This window comes from Leifsonia sp. SIMBA_070, from assembly GCF_046534635.1.
Lineage (GTDB): Bacteria > Actinomycetota > Actinomycetes > Actinomycetales > Microbacteriaceae > Leifsonia.
In genome coordinates, this window is record NZ_JAWRYK010000002.1 from 596,021 (window position 1) to 615,565 (window position 19,545).

Genomic DNA, 19,545 nt, shown 5'->3' on the forward strand with positions numbered 1-19,545 from the left:
CAGCACCAGAACGCGCTATCTCAGAAGATCGGTGTCCGCGTGATGTCCGCTTCACTGCGGCGGTAGTCCTGCAGGAACTGCTTGAGGGTGCCCGCGTACAGCGCCTTCACCAGGTCGCCCGCGGCCGCTCCGTCGCGCTCCTTGGCAGCTGCCGCGATCCCGGCCACTGCCGCCGGGAGGTCGTCGACGCCGAACGGCGTCTCCCAGACCGAGATGTAGCGGAGCAGCTGCGGGCTGAGGCCCTCGCCGACCGCCACCAGGACGTCGTTGCCGCCTGCGCGCTCCAGCTCGAGGAAGAAGTCGTTGAACGCGTGCCCGAGCGCGGGCAGGTCGCGGGCCTTCGCGGCCTTGCGGACCTCCTTCTGGGCCTTCTCGAGACGGCCGACGGTTGCAGTGTCCAAGGTCGGGACGATGGTGCGCGCGGCGTGCTCGTGGAGCAGGCCGGTGACGTAGATGGCCTCGTCGATCGCCTTGAGGTCGATCGGCGCCACGCGGGTGTAGCGGTTCGGCGCCATCTCGACCAGACCGATGTCGGCGAGCTTCATCAGGGCCTCGCGGATGGGGGTGCGCGACACCCCGAGCCAGGCCGTCAGCTTCTCATCGAGCAGTGTCTCTCCTGGCTCGAGCGTGCCGTCGAGGATGCCGTCGTAGAGGCGCGTGTAGACGACGTCTCGCAGCAGCCGGCGTTCGACGGGGGCGGTGTCGTTCACGGGCAGCGGCATCAGCGGAGCTCCTTCTTCGGGAGGGCGGCGAAGGCGTCGGCGACCGCGACGAGCGCCGGATCGAACAGCTGGGTGGCGGCGCGGCCGGCCTTCTCGGCCTTGCCGGCGACCGCCGCATCGATCAGCGCCGTGACCGACGGTCGTGCCTTGTCGAAGGCGGCCGTGGGCGGGGACGCGTTCAGCGCGCGCTGCACCTCGGGGAGGTGGCGCTTGAGCAGGCGGGCGACCGTTCCGTTGTCGAGGCGGCGGACGAACACGCCGAGGAAGCCCTCTGCGGTGAGTCCGCTGCGAACGACCGAGGCCGCGTCCGTGTCGTCGCCGGCCGTGCGCAGCAGCTCCTTGTCGGAGTCGGTAAGCAAGGGGGTTGCGTCGCGCACCACGCCGGCGACGAGCACTCCGACGGTCGCGATGAGCTGGCGGAGCCGCTCGGGCTCGATCGGTGTCACCCGGGTGCGGCGCTGCGGGAGGATCTCGACGAGCCCCATCGCGGCGAGCTGGTTGAGCGCTTCGCGGACGGGCGTGCGGGAGACGCCGACCCAGCGTTCGATCTCGGCGTCGTACAGCTGCTCACCGGGAAGGAGGTCGCCGCCGACGATCGCGTCGAGCAACCGAAGGAAGACTTCGTCGCGGATGAGCCGGCGGGGACTGGCGGCTCCGGTCACGGGAACGGGCATAGACGTATGTTATATCTCGGTTGCTCGGGTGAAGGGTTAACGTACGGAGTGTGTCGAGCGCAACCAGCCCGGCGCACGGGCCCACATCGAGTCCCCATCCCGTGCCCAACCGGCGCCCAGTGTGGCGGGCGTAGGCTGATCCGGTGACCTCAGCCCCGACAACCCGGCGGGAGACTGGCGCGACGGTCCTCGAGGCCGAGACCACGCCGCTCGACGACGTCCGCCAGCTCATCCCCTTCCTCGACTCCCGCACGCCCCTGCTGTGGCTGCGCAAGGGAGAAGGGATCGCCGGGATCGGCCAGGTGCTGCGGTTGGACTTCACCGGACCGGACCGCATCGAGCAGGCCTCCGCGGCCTGGCGTGCGACTGCCTCCGCCGCCAGCGTCGAGGATTCCGTCCGCACTCCGGGCACCGGCCTCGTCGCGTTCGGGACGTTCGCCTTCGACGATGAGAGCACCGCGACCAGCACCCTCATCGTGCCGGAGATCGTGATCGGCCGCCGGGGGAGCCGGAGCTGGATCACGCGCATCCGCCGCGCGGGCGGGACGGGGCCGTCCGCCCTGCCGCGCCCGACCGCCTTCGGCGACGAGTACCGCCTCACCCTGCTTCCCGGCGAGCTCGGCACCGACGGCTACCGCTCGGCGGTGGCAGGAGCGGTGGAGCGGATCCGCGAGCAGGACCTCTCGAAGGTGGTGCTGGCCCGCGACCTGCGCGGTCATCTGCCCCTGGAGTCCGACATCCGGCGAGCCCTGGTGGAGCTGGCGCTCGGCTACCCGGACTGCTGGACCTTCGCTGTGGACGGGCTGGTGGGCTCCTCTCCGGAGACGCTGGTCCGCGTCCACCACGGCACGGTCACGGCCCGCGTGCTCGCCGGCACGAGCTCGCGCGGAGCGGACGCGGCGCAGGATGCCGCGGCAGCGGCGGCGCTCGTCGCGAGCGCCAAAGACCAGGGCGAGCACCGCTTCGCCGTCACCAGCGTGATGGATGCCCTCCGGCCGCACAGCGCGGATCTCGCCGCCAGCGACGAGCCCTTCACGCTCAAGCTGCCCAACCTGTGGCACCTCGCCACCGATATCGCCGGGATGCTGAGCGACGGGTCGAGTTCGCTCGACCTGGCGTCGGCGTTGCACCCCACCGCCGCGGTCGCGGGCACTCCGCGGAAGGAGGCTCTGGCGCTCATCCGCGAGCTCGAGCCGTTCGACCGCGGGCGCTACGCCGGACCGGTCGGCTGGGTGGGAGGCGACGGCGACGGGGAGTGGGCGATCGCGCTGCGGTGCGCCCAGCTCACGCCGGCCGGCGACCTGACCGCCTACGCGGGTGCGGGCATCGTCGCGGACTCCGACCCGGATCGCGAGCTCGCCGAGACCACGATGAAGTTCCGGCCGGTGGTCGAGGCGTTCGGCTGATCCCGCCCCCATTCAGGAGGCGGCCAGGCGCCGCTTCTGCTCCTCCACGTCGTAGTCGGGGAGGGGCCACTCCAGGCCGAGGGCCTCGAGCGCGCGGATGAGGAGCTGCTGCACCGCCACGCGGGCGTACCACTTGTGGTCGGCCGGGACGACGAACCACGGCGCGTAGGCGCTGGTGGTCCGGTCGAAGGCGAGCTGGTAGGCCTCCTGGTAGTCGTCCCAGTGCAGGCGCTCGTCGACGTCGGCGGGGTTGAACTTCCACAGCTTGTCGCGCCGGTTCAGCCGCGACTCGAGGCGCTTCCTCTGCTCGTCCTTACCGAGGTGGAGCATCACCTTCAGGATCGTCGTCCCGGACTGGGCGAGCTCCTTCTCGAAGGCGTTGATCGCTCCGTAGCGGCGTTCCAGCTCATCCGGGGGCGCCAGCTTCCTGACCCGGCCGATGAGCACGTCCTCGTAGTGGGAGCGGTCGAACACGCCGATCCGGCCTGCGGCGGGGACCTCCCGCCACACCCGCCAGAGGAAGTCGTGCGCCTGCTCCTCCGGCGTCGGAGCGCCGAATGCGGCGTACTGCACGCCGCCCGGGTTCATCGCGCCGATCACGTGCGAGACGATCCCGCCTTTGCCTGCCGTGTCCATCGCCTGGAGGACGAGGAGGACCGACCGCGGCTCGCCCTCGCGCCCGCAGGCGAACAGCTGCTCCTGGAGGTCGGCGAGCCGGCCGGCGCCGCGTGCGAGAGCCTTCTCGCCTTCCCTTTTGCCGCCGGCGAAACCCGGTGTGCCGTCGGTGGGCTGCTGCGACAGCCGGAACCCCGGCTGGACTCGCAGCAGCTCGGACGGGTCGTCGGTCCAGTAGGTGTCGTCACTCACTGCGGTGCTCCTCCCGCCGGGTCTCCTGGGCGCCCATGGTAGTCCGCGGGCCACGCGAAATACCGGCTAGCCACGGCCGATCACGGAGCACTAGCGTGTGCCGCGATGAGAGGGGACCGAAATGGGACCGTTCTGGAACGCATTTCTGTACATCTTCTGGATCTTCGCGTTCGTCGCCTACCTGATGATGCTGTTCGGCGTGCTCGTGGACCTCTTCCGCGATTCTGAGCTGAACGGATGGTGGAAGGCGCTGTGGGTGATCTTCCTGGTCTTCGTGCCGTTCCTCACCGTGCTGGTGTACCTGATCGCGCGCGGGCGCGGGATGGCCGCTCGGAACCTCGCACGCCACGCCACGGTCCGCGAGGACGACAGCTGGGGGCAGCATCCGACGCCGTCGGCGACGCCCGCCGCGGACATCCAGCAGGCACAGGCTCTGCTCGACACCGGAGCGATCACCGCGGGCGAGTTCGACGCGCTCAAGGCGAAGGCGCTGGGGCAGCGCTTCTGAACGGTCCGGTCGACTCACGTCGCACACTCGCTGACCGTTCGGCGTGCATTCAGGGGCCGGAATGCGTCGCGCGGACGCCGCAGCCTAAGCTGGTGGGGTGAGTAAGGCCGACCTCAGCAAGCAGCCCGCGCAGGTCGCCGCCATGTTCGACCAGGTGTCGACGCGCTACGACCGGACCAACGCCGTCCTGTCGGTGGGCAATGCGGCGCTGTGGCGCGTGGCGACGACCCGCGCCGTCGCACCCCGGGCCGGCGAGACCATCCTCGATGTGGCTGCGGGCACCGGCACGTCGAGCGCCTCTCTGGCGCGCAACGGCGCATCGGTCGTCGCGGCCGACTTCTCCGAGGGGATGATCGAGGTCGGGCGTCACCGCCAGGCCGACAACCCGTTCGTCCGTTTCGTGCAGGCGGACGCCATGGCGCTGCCCTTCGACGACGATTCCTTCGACGCGGTCACCATCTCCTTCGGGCTGCGGAACATCGTCGACCCGAAGAAGGCGCTCGCCGAGTTCTACCGCGTCGTGAAGCCGGGCGGCCGGGTCGTCGTGTGCGAGTTCTCCCAGCCCCCACTCTCTCCTGTCCGTGCCGGGTACTCCGCCTACCTCAAGTTTGGGATGCCCGTACTGGCCCGGCTCGCGAGCTCCAATCCCGCGGCGTACGAGTACCTGATGGAGTCGATCCAGGCCTGGCCGGACCAGCGCTCGCTCGCCGGCTGGCTGCGCGAGGCGGGGTTCGAGCGCGTCGCCTTCCGCAACCTGACCGCCGGCATCGTGGCGCTCCACCGCGGCTTCAAGCCGGAATCCACCGCGCCTGCCGATTCCGAACCACCAGCGTCCACCGTCCCGTCCGAGGGGGAGTAGTGCCACGAAGTGTTCCGGCCGTGCGGCGTGCGTCGCTGACCGGTCAACTGGGCTTCACCGAACGGATCTTCGTCCGCGGTGAGGACCGCGAGCTGGCCGACGCCGTCGACGACGGTCTCGCCCTGGTGGAGGAGGGCCTCCACCGCGAGATGCGCTTCGCGGACAACCTCGCCGACGTCACGGCGCGCTACCTGCTGGAGGCCGGCGGCAAGCGGGTGCGCCCGATGCTGACGCTCCTTGCCGCGCAGCTCGGCGGCGGCACCAACCCCGACGTCATCCAGGCCGCCGAGGCGGTCGAGATCACCCACCTCGCCTCGCTCTACCACGACGACGTCATGGACGACTCGCAGATGCGCAGGGGGGTCCCGAGCGCCCAGTTCGTCTGGGGCAATTCGGTCGCTGTGCTGACCGGCGACCTCCTGTTCGCTCGCGCGAGCAAGCTGGTCTCCGCCCTCGGGGTGCGGGCGATCCAGTTGCAGGCCGACACCTTCGAGCGGCTGTGCCTGGGCCAGCTGCACGAGACCATCGGCCCCCAGGGCGGCGAGGACCCGATCGAGCACTACCTGCGGGTGCTGGAGGACAAGACCGGCTCGCTCATCGCCGTCGCGGCCCAGATGGGCGTCGTCTTCTCGAACGCGCCGACGGAGTATGAAGAGCCCGTCGTCGTCTTCGGGGAGAAGATCGGCGTCGCCTTCCAGCTCATCGACGACGTCATCGACCTCTCGTCGAAGGGCGTGGCCGAGACCGGCAAGACCCCGGGCAACGACCTGCGGGCAGGCGTCGCCACCCTCCCCGTACTGCGACTGCGCGAGCGGGCGGCCACCGATCCCGGCGCCGCGGCCCTCCTCGAACGGCTGGAGCGCGACGTCATGGGCTCCGCCGAGGACGGCGAGGTCACTCCCGCCGCCATGGAGGCCATCGCGGCCCTTCGCGAGCACGACGTGACGCGCCAGACGCTGGAGGAGGCGCACCGCTGGGCCCGCGAGGCGGTGGAGGCGCTGGCGCCCCTGCCGAACGGCCCGGTGAAGAAGGCACTCGTCCGGTTCGCGGACACCATCGTCGAGCGCTCCAGCTGAGCCACGCGGAACACCAGAAGGAATCAACGAATGACCAAACTGCGACTGGCCATCGTCGGCGCCGGCCCGGCGGGCATCTACGCCGCCGACATCCTGCTGAAGGCGGAGCGCGGCTTCGACGTCTCCATCGATCTCTTCGAGCAGCTCCCCGCACCGTACGGACTGGTGCGGTACGGCGTCGCTCCGGACCACCCACGAATCAAGGGCATCATCACCGCCCTCCGCGAGGTGCTCGATCGCGGTGACATCCGGATCTTCGGCAACGTCCAGTACGGGCGCGACATCACCCTCGACGACCTGAAGCGGCACTACAACGCCGTCATCTTCGCCACCGGGGCCGTGCACGACGCCGACCTCGACATCCCGGGGATGGAGCTGCACGGCTCGTACGGCGCCGCGGACTTCGTCAGCTGGTTCGACGGGCATCCCGACGTTCCGCGCACGTGGCCGCTCGAGGCGAAGTCGGTCGCCGTCATCGGCAACGGCAACGTGGCGCTCGACATCTCGCGCATCCTCGCCAAGCACGCCGACGACCTGCTGCCGACGGAGATCCCGGACAACGTCTACGAGGGCCTGAAGGCCTCCCCGGTGACGGACGTGCACGTCTTCGGCCGCCGCGGCCCAGCCCAGGTCAAGTTCACGCCGCTGGAGCTGCGGGAGCTCGGCGAGCTGCGCGACGTCGACATGATCCTCTACGACGAGGACTTCGACTACGACGAGCAGTCGAAGGCCGCCATCGCCAGCAACAAGCAGGTCATGGTGATCGACCGGGTGCTGCAGCAGTGGCGGCAGCGCGAGGTCGGGAGCGCTTCCCGTCGGCTGCACCTCCACTTCTACGCGAAGCCGCTCGAGGTCGTCGGCGACGAGCACGGGAACGTCCGCGCCTTCCGGTACGAGCGCACCGAGCCCGACGGCGAGGGCGGCGTCCGCGGCACCGGCGAGATCCGGGAGCTGGAGATCGACGCGATCTATCGGGCCGTCGGCTATTTCGGCTCGCCGCTTCCGGGCATCCCGTTCGACCGCAAGCACGGGGTGATCCCGAATCATGAGGGCCAGGTGCTGCGCAAGGGCGACAACGAGCGCATGTACGGCGTGTATGCGACGGGGTGGATCAAGCGCGGTCCGGTCGGACTCATCGGTCACACGAAGTCGGATGCGATGGAGACGATCAAGCATGTGATCAACGATCAGGGAAACTGGTGGTCTCCCGCTGACCCCTCCGAGGAATCTGTGGAGAACCTCCTGCGCGATCGCGGTGTGGAGTACACGACCCTGGACGGCTGGCACAACCTCGACGAGCACGAGCAGGCCCTCGGTGCGGAGCGCGGACGCGTCCGCGTGAAGGTCGTGCCGCGGGACGAGATGGTCCGCGTCTCCAACGCATGACCGATGAGTGCGAGTGGCGACCCGACATCCTCGGGGAGCCGTTCGAGCAGCTCACCCTCCCGCTCGGTGAAGACTCCGAGGGCGACGTCGTCGCCACCCTGGTCCGCTATTCTCCGGCGCCGCACCTGCGGTTGCACCGCGGGCCGGCGGCCGACGCCGACGTGCTCTACGTGCACGGCTGGTCCGACTACTTCTTTCAGACCGAGCTGGCCCGGTTCTGGCACGATCAGGGCGCGCGGTTCCACGCCCTGGACCTGCGCAAGTACGGCCGGAGCCTCCGGACGGGCCAGACCCCCGGCTTCGTCGACGATCTCGCGGTCTACGACGAGGACATCGCCGCCGCGCTGGAGGCCATGGGCCACCGCGAGGGAGGCGGTCACGGCCGGTCGCGCCGGCTCATCCTGCTCGGCCACTCCACCGGGGGCCTGACGCTGAGCCTGTGGGCCGACCGCCATCCGGGCCGGGCGGACGCGCTCGTCCTCAACAGCCCGTGGCTGGAGTTCCAGGCCCACTCTGCGGGCCGCGCCGCGCTGACGCCGCTGGTCGACCTCCGTGCCCGCCTGGTCCCGAAGGCGCCCATGCCGAACGTGGACCTGGGTTTCTACACGCGGACCGTCTCTCGCACGATGGACGGCGAGTGGGACTACGACCTGGCCTGGCGGCCCGTGCGCGGCTTCCCGGTGCACCCGGTCTGGCTGACTGCGGTGCTGGCCGGGCATGCACGGGTCGCCGCCGGCCTCCACATCGACGCCCCGGTGCTGACGCTGCTGTCCGCCCGGTCGACGCTGCTGCCGTTCTGGACGCCCGACATGCTGAAGTCGGATGTGGTGCTCGTCGTCCGCGACATCGCCGAGCGGTCGCTCGGGCTCGCGCCGACGGTCACGGTCTCCTGGATTCAGGATGCGCTCCACGACGTCTTCCTGTCGGCAGCGCCGGTCCGTCAGGCGGCGTACACGGCGATGGAGCGGTGGATGCGGGGGGCGCTCAGCGGAAGTTGACGAACTGGACGGCCACGTCGAGGTCGGCGTTCTTCAGCAGCGCCATGGTTGCCTGCAGGTCGTCGCGGCTCTTGGAGCTGACCCGCAGCTCATCGCCCTGGATCTGCGACTTGACGCTCTTCGGCGCCTCGTCGCGGATCAGCTTGTTGATCTTCTTGGCGGCGTCCTGCTCGATGCCGTTCTTGAGCCCGACCTCGATCCGGAACTCCTTGCCGGAGGCGTAGGGCGCACCGGTGTCGAGGGACTTGAGCGTGATCCCGCGCTTGATGAACTTCGACTCGAGCACCTCGAGCACCGCCTTCACGCGCTCCTCGGTGTTGGCCTTGAGCAGCACCTTCTCGCCGCTCCATTCGACCGACGCCCCGACGTTCTTGAAGTCGTAGCGCTGCTCCACCTCCTTGCGGGCCTGGTTGACGGCGTTGTCCGCCTCCATCTTGTCGACCTTGCTGACGACATCGAACGAGGAATCTGCCACAGTTTCTCCTAGCCTCGGGAAGAACGTGTACCAGTCTACGAGGATCGTCAGGCGCTGCGCCGAGCGTCCTGCTCCTCCTGCAGCGGACGGAGCCCGAGGTTCTCGCGCAGTGTCTCTCCCTCGTAGGCGGTCGGGTAGATTCCGCGCTCCTGCAGCTCCGGGACGAGGCGGTCGACGATGTCGTCGAGTCCGGACGGGATGAGCCACGGCGTGATGTTGAAGCCGTCGACGGCTCCCGCATCGGCGTAGCGCTGGAGGGTCGCCGCCACGCTCGACGGGCTGCCGACGAAACCTCGGCCGGAGTTGAGGCGGATGACCAGCTCCCGGATGGACAGGTCCTCCGCGCGGGCGCGCTCGCGCCAGGCGTCGGCCGTGGTCTTGGCCTGCGCCGCCCGGAACCCCGCGCCCCGGGTCTCGCCAGTGACCTCCTGAACCGGGTCGATCTCGGGCAGCGGGCCGTCCGGGTCGTAGGCGCTCAGTTCGGTGCCCCAGATGTTCTCCAGGAACGCGATCGCCGTCTGCGGGGTGACCTGCTCTCGGCGCACCCAGCGCGCCTTCTCCTCGGCCTCAGCGTCCGTGTCGGCCAGGATGAACTCCTGGCCGGGGAAGATCTTGACGTCACCGGCGGGGCGTCCGGCCTTCAGGGTGCGCTGGTGGATGTCGTCGGCGAACGCGCGCGCGTCGTCGAAGGCGCTGTGCGCCGAGAAGATGACGTCGGCCTGCCGGGCGGCGAAGTCGCGGCCTTCCGGGGAGTCACCGGCCTGGAACAGCACCGGGCGGCCCTGCGGGCTCTGCGGGAGGCGGCTGCGGCCGGTCGCGCGGTAGTGGCCGGTGTCCACCTCCACAACCGTGGACGGGTCGTCGGCGGACCAGGACGCGGAGTCGGCGGAGTCGGCGGAGCCGGCGAGCGGCGCGTCCCATGCGTCCCACAGCGCCTTCGCCGCCACGACGACCGCTTCGGCGTGCCGGTAGCGGTCGGCGTGGTCGAGGTAGCCGCCGCGGCGGAAGTTCTCGCCGGTCCACGCGTTGTCGGTGGTCACGACGTTCCAGGCGGCGCGGCCTCCGGAGAGCAGGTCGAGGCTCGCGAAGCGGTGGGCGAGGTCGAGCGGGTCGTTGTAGGTCGTGTTCTGGGTGGCGACGAGGCCGATGCGCGACGTGACGGCGGCCAGGGCGGCGAGCTGCGTCTGCGCGTCGGGCCGGCCCGCGACGTCCAGCTGGTGCAGCGCGCCGAGGTGCTCCCGGAGTCGGAGGCCCTCCCCGAGGAAGAACGCGGAGAACAGTCCGCGCTCGGCGGTCTGCGCCAGCCGGCGGAAGCTCTCGAAGTCGGTCTGCGGGCCGCTGTCCGGCTGCGTCCAGACGGTGGAGAAGTTGACTCCCTGGAAGAAGACGCCGAAGCGGAGGACGGTCGGTGTGCTCATGCGGACTCCTGGTAGCGGTTGACGGCGACGGGGAGGCCCAGCGTCTGACGCAGGGTGTCTCCGGGTCGCGGGGTGGCGAGCGGGGTGCCCTCGCGGAGGCGCGGGAGGACGCCGTGGGCGAGCTCGGGGAGGTCGACGTCGAGCACCGCCGGGTGGAGGCGGACTCCGTCGACCACGGAGGCGAGCGCGGCGAGCAGCGCGGCCAGGTCCGCTCCGGTCCCGGTGAAGCGCGCGTGCTGGGCTGCCCACGGCGTGTGCGCGTCGAGGGCGGCCACGCGGTCGGCGGCGGGCACTCCTGCGGCATCCAGGGCGACCTCCAGCTCGAGGACGGCCAGCGCGCCATGGGAGCGCAGCCGGGTGGCCTGATCGGCGGCGAACGCGACGAGCGCGTCCGCAGGCGCGCCCGCTGCGAGGGCGACATCGAACAGAGCGACATCCACCTCCACCGACCCGACGAGGGAGGCGCCGCCGAAGACGGGGAGAGCGCCCTGCGGTGGCCGCGGCACGATCGACGGTCCGACGACCGAGTAGTCGTTTCCCGTGAAGCGGATGTGGTGGACGCGGTCGCGGTCCAGGTAGCGCCCGGTGGCGACATCCCGGATCACCGCGTCGTCCTCCCACGAATCCCAGAGCCGGCGGGCGACCTCGACGGCGTCGGCGGCCGTCCCCGGCGTGCCCTGCCGTCCGTAGAGGGAGGCCGTCGCCGGGTCGTCCTGCGCCGTCGCGACCCAGCCGGCCCGGCCGCGGGCGGCATGATCGAGGGAGGCCAGCTGCGTCGCGACGTGGAACGGCTCGGTGTAGACGGTGCCCGCCTCGGGGACCAGGCCGATGGCGCCCGTCAGTGGGGCGGCGAAGGCGGCACGCTGGACCGCGTCAAGGCGGGCTCGGATGCCCTCCGGGGCGGACGGCGGCACGGCGGCGTCGGCGAAGCTCGCGAACGCGAAGCCCGCCCGTTCGGCCGCCTGGGCGCGCTCGGCATGCAGGCGGCCGGTGAGCAGCCCGGCCGGAACGTGCGTCGCCGCCCGCCACGCGGCGGGATGCGCCCCGTCGCCGTCGAGCTCGATGCCGAGGACGAGGCCGCTCATCGGATGCTCCCGGCGTGCGGGAGCTGCTCCCCGGCCTCCACCGCGAAGGGCAGGCGGTTGCCGGCGGGCGGCAGCGGGCAGGTCGCGAACTGCGTGTAGGCGCACGGCAGGTTCACCGCGCGGGTGAAGTCGAGAACCACCCGTCCGTCCGGCCCGGGCGCGGCGACCGAGAGCGATCGGTTGGCCGGGTAGGTGGTGACCCCGCTGGTCGCGTCCGTGAAGAGCACCAGCAGCGAGCCCGGTGCGAAGCCGTTGAACGCGATGAGGCGGTGCAGCGAGCCGTCGTGGGCGAACTCTACTTCGCCGGGAGCAGCGTAGACGTGCTGCAGGCCCTCCGTGACCGAGCCGACCGTGACCTCCACCGGCTGGTCGTAGGGCACGAACCGTCCCTCGATCACCCAGCTCCGTTCCGGCTCGTAAGCGGGCGTGCCGTGGTAGCCGGTGCGGGCGGGGTGGCCGGGGTGCCGCGGCCGGAGCAGGTCGGAGCCACCGCGCTTGGCGATCTCGATGACGATGTCGCCGACCGCCGCCGTGCGGCCTCCCCGCTCGGGGATGGGGCCGAAGACGGCACGGCCGGTGACCGTCTCGCCGTCGACGAGCAGCGACTCGCCGTCGGCCAGGTCGGCGACCGGCCCTTCCTCGCCGGTCGACCAGAGCCCGGGCATACCGTCGTAGCGGGTGGGCTCCGCGGTCAGCCAGTGCTGCGCCGTGATCGCCAGGAACCCGTGGGCGGAGGCGCGGTCGGCCTCATGGATGTCGTGCCAGGCCCGCCAGGCGGCGGCGAAGTCGTCGCCCGCCTCGGGAGCGGCGGTGTCGCGCTCAGCGGCGGAGGCGATGGATGCAGTGGATGCGGTGGATCGAGTGGATGCAGTGGTCGCGGTGGTCATGGTCGGTTCCGTTCGTCGCGTGTGGTCGGTCACTGGTTGTCGAGCGGGAGGCCGGGAGGATTGATCTCGGACGTCGGCAGGCCCTCGTTCGAGAGGTTGTACGCCTTCAGCCACTTCGCGTACTGGCCGTTCTCGATCAGGGAGTTGATGGCGTCGGCGATCGGCTTGTCCAGGCCGCTGCCCTTCTTGACGGTCGCGGCGATCAGGCCCTGCAGTGAGTCGCCTGCTCCCGAGAACGTGCCGGCGGTGCGGGTCGGGTTGGCCGACGACGCGCTCTGCGTGTTCTGGTAGGCGGCGGTCGGGTTGGGGCCGAAGTTCGCGTCGATCTTGCCCGAGTTGAGCGCCAGGTACGTGGAGTTGGCGTCCGGGTAGTACTTGATGGTGAGCGTCTTGCCCGCGGCCTCCAGCTTCGCCTTCCACTCCAGGAGGATCTTCTCCTGGTTGGTGCCCGAGCTGACGGCGACGGTCAGGCCTGCGAGGTTCTTGTAGTCGCCGTCGAAGCTCCAGGTGTTCTTCTTCAGCACCGTGAACGCGAGCTCGTCCTTGCGATAGGAGGCGAAGTCGTACTTCTCCTTGCGCTGCTCGGTGTCGGTGATGTTCGAGAAGCCGACGTCCGTCGCTCCGGTGTCGATGCCGACGAACAGGTTGTCCCAGGTCGCGTTCTTCAGCTCCGGCTTGAGCCCGAGCACGGCGGCGACGAGGCGGCCGAGGTCCGGTTCCGAACCGGTCAGGGTCTTCTGGTCGTCGCCGGTGAAAGCGAGCGGCGGGAACCCGGCCGGCAGGGCGCCGACGCCGATGACCAGCTTGCCGCTGGACTTCACCGCGGCGGGCAGCTCGTCGGCGATCTTCTGGACCGTGTCGACCTTCACGGCGGTCTGCGTTCCCGCGCCGTTGGTGTGCGCGGCGATGGTGACGGATCCGGCGGACCCGGTGGACCCTGCGTCTTCCGCTGACGCCTGTCCGGAGCAGGCCGCGAGAGAGACGACGAGGGCGGCGGAGGCGAGCGCGGCGCCGGTGACGCCGAGGCGGCGTCTGCGAGTGGGACGTGACATGGGGATTCTCCTTGGTGGGATGGATGCGGGTGATGCGGTGATGCGGTCTCAGAGCACGCGGCTGAGGAATTCGCGCGTGCGGGGTTCGCGGGGTCGGTCGAGCACGTCGGCCGGCGCCCCCTGCTCGACGATGACGCCCTCGTCGAGGAAGACGACCTGGTCGGCCACCTCGCGGGCGAAGCCGATCTCGTGCGTGACGACGACGAGGGTGACGCCGTCGCCCGCCAGCGAGCGGATGACGGCGAGCACCTCGCCGACCAGCTCTGGGTCGAGGGCGGAGGTCGGCTCGTCGAAGAGCAGGATGTCCGGCCGCAGGGCGAGGGCGCGCGCGATGGCGACCCGCTGCTGCTGGCCGCCGGACAGCTGCCTCGGGTAGGCGGCGGCCTTGTCGGACAGGCCGACGCGGGCGAGCAGAGCGAGGGCCTGCTCCCGGGCTTCGGCGGGCGCCGTGCCGTGGGCGATGGGCGCCTCCGACACGTTCTCGACGATGGTCAGGTGCGGGAACAGGTTGAAGTTCTGGAACACGAACCCGATCCGCGAGCGCTGACGAAGGATCTCCCGCTCGCTGCGCTCCTTCAGCCGCCCGCGCTGCACACGGACGCCGATCAGCTCGCCCCCGACCACGACGTAGCCCTCGTCGAGCGGCTCCAGGTGGTTGATCGCGCGGAGGAGGGTCGACTTGCCGGACCCGGACGGGCCGAGGATGACGGTCACCGTGCCGGCCTCGATGGTCAGGTCGACACCGCGAAGAACCGGCCGGTCGCCGAACGCTTTGGTCGCGTTGGCGATCTCGATCCCGGCGGTCATCGACGTGCTCCCTGTGACGTGCGCAGGCTGCGGCGAAGACGCTGGAACGGAGTCGGCGGCAGCGAGCGCACGGCTCCGCGGGCGTAGAAGCGCTCGACGTAGTACTGGATGACCGACACGATGCTGGTCAGGATGAGGTACCAGATGGTCGCGACGACCAGCAGCGGGATGATGTCGGTCGGGTAGGTGCTTCCGAGGTTCTGCACGACGCCGAACAGGTCGAGCAGTGACACGTAGAAGAGGAGCGAGCTGGCCTTCAGCAGACCGATGATCTGGTTCACGTAGGCGGGGACGATGGAGCGCAGCGCCTGGGGGAGCACGATGCGGCGGAACTGCCGGCCGCGCGGGAGGCCGAGCGCCTTGGCGGCTTCGTGCTGGCCGTGGTCGACGGAGAGCACGCCGGCCCGCACGATCTCCGAGCTGTAGGCGATCTCGCTGAGACTGAGGCCGATCACACCGAGCGTGAGGTCCGAGAGGACGGAGACCGTCTTCACCTCGACCTGCGGGCCGAACGGGATGCCGATCCCGATGGTCGGGTACAGGTTGCCCAGGTTGTAGAGGAAGACCAGCACGAGGATCAGCGGGACCGAGCGGAACAGCCAGACGTAGAGCCAGCTGACCGTGCTCAGCACCCGATTCGTCGAGAGCCGCCCGAGCGCTACGAGGATGCCGCCCGCGAAGCTCACGACGGCCGAGATCGCCGTCGCCGCGAGGGTGAGCTGCAGACCGGTCAGGATGGCCGGGCTGAACAGCCACTTGCCGACCTTCGCCCACTCCCAGGCGGGGTTGGTGAACAGCGTCTGGCCGACGTTGAGCAGGAGCACGAGGACCAGCGCGGCGGCGATCCACCGCCCGGGGTGGCGCAGCGGCAGGATGGGGCGCTCGGCGAGGCGGCGCAGGTCGACGCCGTCGGGGAGGGCGGCCTCCGGAATCCGCGCGGTGGCCCGGGCGCCCGGTGCCTCCACCGTCGTCGTCGCGCTCATCGTGCGACCCCCAGCGTCTTCTCGAAGGGGTGGATGCCGACCTCTTCGGCCGGAAGGCCGGTGTCGTACAGCGGCCGATACCCTGTCGCCAGGTACAGCGCTTTGGCCTCCGGCTGGCGCGGCCCGGTGGTCAGGTAGACCCGCGTGTAGCCCTGGCGGACGGCCTCCGACTCGAGCTCGGCGACGACCCGGCGGGAGAGTCCCTGCCTGCGGTGCGCCGAGCTCGTCCAGATCCGCTTCAGCTCTGCGGTGTGCTCGTCGTAACGCTTGAAGGCGCCGCCGGCGATGGCCTCCCCGTCGCGCAGCAGCAGCACGAAGGCTCCGCCCTGCGCAGGCGAGAACAGCTCGGCGGGGTAGCGGCTCAGTTCGGTGGAGGCGCGCTCCCCGAAGAAGTCGCCGTAGCGCGTGTCGTACTCGTACTCGAGCTCGACCAGCAATGGCCGTGCGAGCTCATTCGTTGCCTCGACATAGCGGAACTCGTCGGCGTCGACGTTCGTGACGGTCACCGGATGCCTCCAATCGCAGGGTGGACGGGGATGTTTCGGATGACCGTAGGCGGGATGCGATGGCCCGCGACAACAACCGTTACGGTTTGCGTCGGCCGCGCAACACGGCGTCATCCGCGCTTGCCGCAGGGCGTCTTCCACGCCACGGTGACCCGATGCCCACCCCTCCCGCACGCCCGGCCCGCGCCTCCATCGCCGTCATCGGCGGCGGCCCTCGTGCCGTCGGCTGGCTGGAGCGGTTCGCCGCGGCGCGGAGCATCGCCGCCGAGCGTCCGCCGGTCGTCGTGCACCTGATCGACCCGTTCCCGGCCGGGCCTGGACGCATCTGGCGGCAGGACCAGTCGCCGTTGCTGAAGCTGAACTCGATGGCGGAGGACGTCACGATGTTCACCGACGACTCCTGCCGCATCGATGGCCCGGTGGTACCGGGGCCCTCGCTGCTGGAGTGGGTCGAGGGTGTCAGGGAGGGCCGCATCCCGGATGTGCCGCTCGAGGATGCCGGGGTGCGTGACGAGGTCTCCCGGCTTGGACGCGGGGACTTCCCGACACGTCGGCTGCAGAGCCACTACCTCGACTGGTTCCTCCGCCGCACCATCGCGGCAGTGGACGACGACGCGGTGGTCGTGCAGCGCGCCGGCGTGGTGGTCGGCGTCTCGAGCGGGTCCGACACGGAGTCGGTGCGGCTCGCGGACGGCACCGTCATCCACGCGGACGCCGTCGTGTACGCCCTGGGCCACGCGGGCAGCGAGCCGACGGGAGAGGCCGCCGCGCTCGTGGACTTCGCCGCGCGCCACGGGCTGCACTACCAGCCGCCGGCCTTCACCGCCGATGCGGATCTGACCGGCATCCCTGCGGGCGAGACGGTCGCCGTGCGCGGGATGGGGCTCGCCGCGGTCGACCTCGTCGTGCTTCTCACCGAGGGGCGCGGCGGACGGTTCGAGCCCGGTGAGGGCGGTGTGCGGTACCGGCCGAGTGGCCGGGAGCCGCACCTCCTGATCGGGTCACGCCGGGGCGTGCCCTACCGCTCGAAGATCTCGTCGGCGCTCGCCGGAGAACCGCCAGCGCTGCGCTATCTGACTCCGGAGGTCGTCGGGCGCTTGACCCGCGAGCCGGGCGTGCTGGACTTCCGCCGGGACGTCTGGCCGCTCGTCGAGCGGGAGCTGCTGCACGGGTACTACCAGGAGCTGTTCACCGGGCACCCGTCACGGGTCGCCGTGGGCTGGGAGACGTTTCGCTCAGCGCTCGATGCGGTGGATCTGCAGTCGGCGGCGTACTGCGCACTGCTGGAGGCCTCCATCCCCGACCCGGCCGACCATCTCCTACTGGATGCGTTCGACCGTCCGCTCGCCGGTGAACGTTTCGCGACGCGCGCCGACCTGCAGGAGCGCCTGCGCCGGTACCTGCGCGACGATCTGTATCGCCGAACCGTACCGGAGCACAGTGCGACGCTCGGGCTCTTCCTGGCCCTGCTGCATACGATGTTCGCCCTCGCCCCGGTCAGCGCGTCCCCCGCCTGCCCGGACGAGTCGCGCGTTCGCGACCTGCACGGCTGGTGGCCCGCCTACTTCGGTTACGTCGCCTCCGGTCCGCCCGGTCACCGCCTGGAGGAGCTGCTGGCCCTTTCGGAGGCGGGCGTCGTGGAGTTCGCCGGCGCCGACTTCATTGTCGTGGCCGACGAGGCCGGCGGGGTCTTCCGGGTGTCGAGCTCGTCGGTCGACGGTTCGAGGCCGGTGCGCACCCTGGTCGACGCGTGGCTGCCGGCCGCGCACGCAGGGCGCACCGACAACCCGGCGCTACGGGATCTCGCTGCCGGTGGTGGATCCTTCCGACACGGGATGCTGCGCGTCACCCCGGAGGACGCACGCGTGCTCGACGCCGACGGCCTCCCGCATCCCCGTCGCTGGGCGATCGGCCCGTTCACCGACGCGCCGTTCGCGGGGGCGTTCGCGCGGCCGGGAACCGACGCGCTGTCGTTCCGTGAGAACGACCGGGTCGCGCAGGCCGTCAGCGGGCTGCTGCTCAAGCAGTCGCAGCTCACCGTCGTCGGATCCCCGTCAGCCTGACCCTTTCGTCGAAGTGCACCGTGTTGCGCACCCGCACGGCGTGTCAGGCGCAACAACGTGCACCTGAAAGACCGCATCCCCTTCTCGGAGGCTGTGCCGGATCAGCGGACGAAGTCGCCGTCCACCCGTCCGCCGAGTCGCTCGAGCAGCTGGGAGGCGAGGGCCGCGGCGGCGCGCGGGTCGAGTTCTGATGCGAAGCGTTCGAGGGCGTCCGCCGCGGTCGGATCCGCGGCTCGCAGGCGGCGCGCGAGCCACTTGCCGCTGCCCAGCCAGGCGCCCGCGGCGAGGATGCTCAGCTCGGCCAGCCCGCGGAACAGCTCCGACCGGAGGGCCGCGATGATGAGCGGATCCGTCGCGTCGCCGAGGTCGTCGAGCAGGTCGGTGATGGCGTACCGGCGTAGCGCGCGGGCGTGGTCGTCGACCTGCGGGCCGCGCTCCAGCCGGTCCGCCGCCCAGCCGCGCAGCGTGTCGAATTCGTCGCCGGTTCTCAGCGGCGTGCCCTCGGTGAGGAGGATCGGGAGCACCGGGCGGAGCGAGGCGAAGTCGCGCTCCGACCAGTCGGTGAAGCCCTCCACCGTGTACGCGAACACGTCGATCCGTTCGCCGTCGAAGTGGGTTACCCGTGCGACCGAGGTCGCGTCACCTCCTTGTCCGTCGAACGCGGCGGGTGGCGCGATCAGGAGGAGGTCGATGTCACTCGTCGGCGTGCGTCGGCCCGTGGACGCGCTCCCGCCGAGGACGATCGTGGTCGCGGAGGGGAACTCCCGGTCGCAGAAGAGGAGCGCGACGTGCTGGAGCTCGATGATGGTCCTCGGCATGTGGGGCGTGCCGTGTCAGGTAGCCGTCAGGTCAGGTAGACGTGGGGCCAGGCGGCCACCGGGTCAGGCTGTCTGGGCCAGCTCGGCGTAGTAGGTGACGTGGCAGCCGTCGCCGCCGCACTCGATGCAGAGAGTGACCTCTTCGACGTGCTGCGCGGGGTCGGCTCCCGTGCCGTCGCACCGTTCGCAAATCTCCAACGTTCTCATGCCTCCGATTCTGCGCCGGACCACCGACATCGGCGTCCGCCACGCCGGTGTGCCGCGATCCGGCAGCGGATCGCGCGGGTTCTGCCCAGAGCAGAACGCCCGAAACAGAGTGGAGCGGATCGGCAGTATCCGACATAGGCTGGCGTCATGCTTCTGCGGCACGCGATCGGATCGGTGCTCCGCCGGATCAGGACGGAGCGCGGCACGACGCTGCGCGAGCTCTCCGCCCACTCGAGGGTGTCCGTGCCGTACCTCTCCGAGATCGAGCGGGGCCGCAAGGAGGCCTCGTCCGAGATCCTCGCCGCGCTGTGCCGTGTGCTCGGCGTCAGCGAAGGGGAGCTGATGACCCGCGTCGCGGCAGAATTCGGGAGCGCGCAGGTGCTCAGCCTGGTCCGCGACGAGCACGCCCGCGACGAGGTCGGTACGACGGCCGAACTGGCGCCGTCCACGGTCGCGGGGGTGGGCGACCGGCCGGGAGTGGTGGCGCTCGCCGCGTGAGCGCCGGCCCTGCGCCGATGCTGCGCCCGCTGGGCGGGCGCTGATTTCGTGTGCGGGCGCGCGGCGGCTATTCTTGTGTGGCGCCTTCGGTCACGAGAACACTGGTGGTCGGGAGCGCCTACGGCGAGTTACCCAAGCGGCCAAAGGGATCTGACTGTAAATCAGCTGTCTACGACTTCGGGGGTTCGAATCCCTCACTCGCCACCGATGTGATGAGCGCAGACCCCCGGTCATCGGCCGGGGGTTTTCG

21 protein-coding genes and 1 tRNA gene are annotated in these 19,545 nt (G+C 70.6%); 9 read left to right on the forward strand and 13 right to left on the reverse strand.

The genetic code is table 11. The features are described 5' to 3' along the window. Positions 1-20 precede the first annotated feature (20 nt). Both SB754_RS18715 and SB754_RS18720 read right to left on the reverse strand, forming a co-directional pair. On the reverse strand, positions 21-722 hold the full coding sequence (locus SB754_RS18715) for a GntR family transcriptional regulator (protein WP_410783909.1): 702 nt from the start codon (positions 720-722) through the stop codon (positions 21-23). After that, positions 722-1,396: a GntR family transcriptional regulator gene (locus SB754_RS18720; protein ID WP_410783910.1), complete on the reverse strand. Its 675-nt coding sequence runs from the start codon at positions 1,394-1,396 to the stop codon at positions 722-724. The genes SB754_RS18715 and SB754_RS18720 overlap by 1 nt, the downstream gene beginning before the upstream one ends. A gap of 143 nt (positions 1,397-1,539) precedes the next feature. On the opposite strand from SB754_RS18720, the gene SB754_RS18725 reads away from it, so the two are divergent. After that, the gene (locus SB754_RS18725; RefSeq protein ID WP_410783911.1) at positions 1,540-2,802 is read left to right on the forward strand and encodes an isochorismate synthase MenF; all 1,263 of its coding nucleotides are present in this window, start codon (positions 1,540-1,542) and stop codon (positions 2,800-2,802) included. Positions 2,803-2,814: 12 nt separating this feature from the next. On the opposite strand, the gene SB754_RS18730 is transcribed toward SB754_RS18725, so the two are convergent. Then, entirely contained in the window at positions 2,815-3,669 is an 855-nt protein-coding gene (locus tag SB754_RS18730) for a PPK2 family polyphosphate kinase (protein WP_410783912.1), read from the reverse strand. A 121-nt stretch (positions 3,670-3,790) separates the two neighbouring features. Here SB754_RS18730 and SB754_RS18735 point away from each other — a divergent pair, with 121 nt between their 5' ends. From SB754_RS18735 to SB754_RS18755, 5 genes are all read left to right on the forward strand, one after another. Next, complete coding sequence (locus SB754_RS18735) at positions 3,791-4,177, forward strand: PLDc N-terminal domain-containing protein (protein ID WP_410783913.1); 387 nt, start codon at positions 3,791-3,793, stop codon at positions 4,175-4,177. 97 nt (positions 4,178-4,274) lie between these two features. Further along, positions 4,275-5,036: a bifunctional demethylmenaquinone methyltransferase/2-methoxy-6-polyprenyl-1,4-benzoquinol methylase UbiE gene (ubiE, locus tag SB754_RS18740; protein WP_410783914.1), complete on the forward strand. Its 762-nt coding sequence runs from the start codon at positions 4,275-4,277 to the stop codon at positions 5,034-5,036. Further along, on the forward strand, positions 5,036-6,112 hold the full coding sequence (locus tag SB754_RS18745; protein WP_410783915.1) for a polyprenyl synthetase family protein: 1,077 nt from the start codon (positions 5,036-5,038) through the stop codon (positions 6,110-6,112). The genes ubiE and SB754_RS18745 overlap by 1 nt, the downstream gene beginning before the upstream one ends. A 30-nt stretch (positions 6,113-6,142) precedes the next feature. Next, positions 6,143-7,498: an FAD-dependent oxidoreductase gene (locus tag SB754_RS18750; RefSeq protein WP_410783916.1), complete on the forward strand. Its 1,356-nt coding sequence runs from the start codon at positions 6,143-6,145 to the stop codon at positions 7,496-7,498. Further along, complete coding sequence (locus tag SB754_RS18755; RefSeq protein ID WP_410783917.1) at positions 7,495-8,496, forward strand: alpha/beta hydrolase; 1,002 nt, start codon at positions 7,495-7,497, stop codon at positions 8,494-8,496. The genes SB754_RS18750 and SB754_RS18755 overlap by 4 nt, the downstream gene beginning before the upstream one ends. Here SB754_RS18755 and SB754_RS18760 read toward each other — a convergent pair. From SB754_RS18760 to SB754_RS18795, 8 genes are all read right to left on the reverse strand, one after another. Beyond that, the gene (locus SB754_RS18760; RefSeq protein WP_410783975.1) at positions 8,483-8,929 is read right to left on the reverse strand and encodes a YajQ family cyclic di-GMP-binding protein; all 447 of its coding nucleotides are present in this window, start codon (positions 8,927-8,929) and stop codon (positions 8,483-8,485) included. The two genes, SB754_RS18755 and SB754_RS18760, sit on opposite strands and share 14 nt — an antisense overlap. 89 nt (positions 8,930-9,018) lie before the next feature. After that, positions 9,019-10,389, reverse strand: a complete 1,371-nt coding sequence (locus SB754_RS18765) for an NtaA/DmoA family FMN-dependent monooxygenase (protein WP_410783918.1) — start codon at positions 10,387-10,389, stop codon at positions 9,019-9,021. Continuing rightward, the gene (locus SB754_RS18770) at positions 10,386-11,474 is read right to left on the reverse strand and encodes an LLM class flavin-dependent oxidoreductase (RefSeq protein WP_410783919.1); all 1,089 of its coding nucleotides are present in this window, start codon (positions 11,472-11,474) and stop codon (positions 10,386-10,388) included. The genes SB754_RS18765 and SB754_RS18770 overlap by 4 nt, the downstream gene beginning before the upstream one ends. Further along, on the reverse strand, positions 11,471-12,361 hold the full coding sequence (locus SB754_RS18775) for a DUF1684 domain-containing protein (RefSeq protein ID WP_410783920.1): 891 nt from the start codon (positions 12,359-12,361) through the stop codon (positions 11,471-11,473). The genes SB754_RS18770 and SB754_RS18775 overlap by 4 nt, the downstream gene beginning before the upstream one ends. 29 nt (positions 12,362-12,390) lie before the next feature. After that, positions 12,391-13,413, reverse strand: coding sequence for a transporter substrate-binding domain-containing protein (locus tag SB754_RS18780; RefSeq protein ID WP_410783921.1), 1,023 nt, complete (start codon positions 13,411-13,413; stop codon positions 12,391-12,393). A 48-nt stretch (positions 13,414-13,461) separates the two neighbouring features. After that, positions 13,462-14,220, reverse strand: a complete 759-nt coding sequence (locus tag SB754_RS18785) for an amino acid ABC transporter ATP-binding protein (RefSeq protein WP_410783922.1) — start codon at positions 14,218-14,220, stop codon at positions 13,462-13,464. Further along, the gene (locus SB754_RS18790) at positions 14,217-15,203 is read right to left on the reverse strand and encodes an amino acid ABC transporter permease (protein ID WP_410783923.1); all 987 of its coding nucleotides are present in this window, start codon (positions 15,201-15,203) and stop codon (positions 14,217-14,219) included. The genes SB754_RS18785 and SB754_RS18790 overlap by 4 nt, the downstream gene beginning before the upstream one ends. Continuing rightward, entirely contained in the window at positions 15,200-15,709 is a 510-nt protein-coding gene (locus SB754_RS18795) for a GNAT family N-acetyltransferase (protein ID WP_410783924.1), read from the reverse strand. Before SB754_RS18795 ends, SB754_RS18790 begins: the two co-directional genes overlap by 4 nt. Positions 15,710-15,864: 155 nt before the next feature. Here SB754_RS18795 and SB754_RS18800 point away from each other — a divergent pair, with 155 nt between their 5' ends. Further along, a complete protein-coding gene (locus SB754_RS18800; protein WP_410783925.1) occupies positions 15,865-17,772 on the forward strand; it encodes an FAD/NAD(P)-binding protein in 1,908 nt (635 codons plus the stop codon). A 101-nt stretch (positions 17,773-17,873) separates the two neighbouring features. Here SB754_RS18800 and SB754_RS18805 read toward each other — a convergent pair whose 3' ends face one another. After that, positions 17,874-18,590, reverse strand: a complete 717-nt coding sequence (locus SB754_RS18805) for a nucleotidyltransferase domain-containing protein (protein WP_410783926.1) — start codon at positions 18,588-18,590, stop codon at positions 17,874-17,876. A 63-nt stretch (positions 18,591-18,653) separates the two neighbouring features. Next, positions 18,654-18,797: a hypothetical protein gene (locus SB754_RS18810; protein ID WP_410783927.1), complete on the reverse strand. Its 144-nt coding sequence runs from the start codon at positions 18,795-18,797 to the stop codon at positions 18,654-18,656. Positions 18,798-18,944: 147 nt separating this feature from the next. Between SB754_RS18810 and SB754_RS18815 the strand changes: the two genes are divergently transcribed. Beyond that, a complete protein-coding gene (locus SB754_RS18815; protein ID WP_410783928.1) occupies positions 18,945-19,295 on the forward strand; it encodes a helix-turn-helix domain-containing protein in 351 nt (116 codons plus the stop codon). Positions 19,296-19,417: 122 nt separating this feature from the next. Beyond that, positions 19,418-19,499, forward strand: a tRNA-Tyr gene (locus SB754_RS18820). Positions 19,500-19,545: the final 46 nt, after the last annotated feature.

Bases quoted from the DNA above. Each gene is read 5' to 3' on its own strand.
- SB754_RS18715 (WP_410783909.1), bottom strand. From the start codon at position 722: ATGCCGCTGCCCGTGAACGACACCGCCCCCGTCGAACGCCGGCTGCTG.
- SB754_RS18720 (WP_410783910.1), bottom strand. From the start codon at position 1,396: ATGCCCGTTCCCGTGACCGGAGCCGCCAGTCCCCGCCGGCTCATCCGC.
- SB754_RS18735 (WP_410783913.1), top strand. From the start codon at position 3,791: ATGGGACCGTTCTGGAACGCATTTCTGTACATCTTCTGGATCTTCGCG.
- SB754_RS18750 (WP_410783916.1), top strand. From the start codon at position 6,143: ATGACCAAACTGCGACTGGCCATCGTCGGCGCCGGCCCGGCGGGCATC.
- SB754_RS18755 (WP_410783917.1), top strand. From the start codon at position 7,495: ATGACCGATGAGTGCGAGTGGCGACCCGACATCCTCGGGGAGCCGTTC.
- SB754_RS18760 (WP_410783975.1), bottom strand. From the start codon at position 8,929: ATGGAGGCGGACAACGCCGTCAACCAGGCCCGCAAGGAGGTGGAGCAG.
- SB754_RS18765 (WP_410783918.1), bottom strand. From the start codon at position 10,389: ATGAGCACACCGACCGTCCTCCGCTTCGGCGTCTTCTTCCAGGGAGTC.
- SB754_RS18770 (WP_410783919.1), bottom strand. From the start codon at position 11,474: ATGAGCGGCCTCGTCCTCGGCATCGAGCTCGACGGCGACGGGGCGCAT.
- SB754_RS18775 (WP_410783920.1), bottom strand. From the start codon at position 12,361: ATGACCACCGCGACCACTGCATCCACTCGATCCACCGCATCCACTGCA.
- SB754_RS18780 (WP_410783921.1), bottom strand. From the start codon at position 13,413: ATGTCACGTCCCACTCGCAGACGCCGCCTCGGCGTCACCGGCGCCGCG.
- SB754_RS18785 (WP_410783922.1), bottom strand. From the start codon at position 14,220: ATGACCGCCGGGATCGAGATCGCCAACGCGACCAAAGCGTTCGGCGAC.
- SB754_RS18790 (WP_410783923.1), bottom strand. From the start codon at position 15,203: ATGAGCGCGACGACGACGGTGGAGGCACCGGGCGCCCGGGCCACCGCG.
- SB754_RS18800 (WP_410783925.1), top strand. From the start codon at position 15,865: ATGCCCACCCCTCCCGCACGCCCGGCCCGCGCCTCCATCGCCGTCATC.
- SB754_RS18805 (WP_410783926.1), bottom strand. From the start codon at position 18,590: ATGCCGAGGACCATCATCGAGCTCCAGCACGTCGCGCTCCTCTTCTGC.
- SB754_RS18810 (WP_410783927.1), bottom strand. From the start codon at position 18,797: ATGAGAACGTTGGAGATTTGCGAACGGTGCGACGGCACGGGAGCCGAC.
- SB754_RS18815 (WP_410783928.1), top strand. From the start codon at position 18,945: ATGCTTCTGCGGCACGCGATCGGATCGGTGCTCCGCCGGATCAGGACG.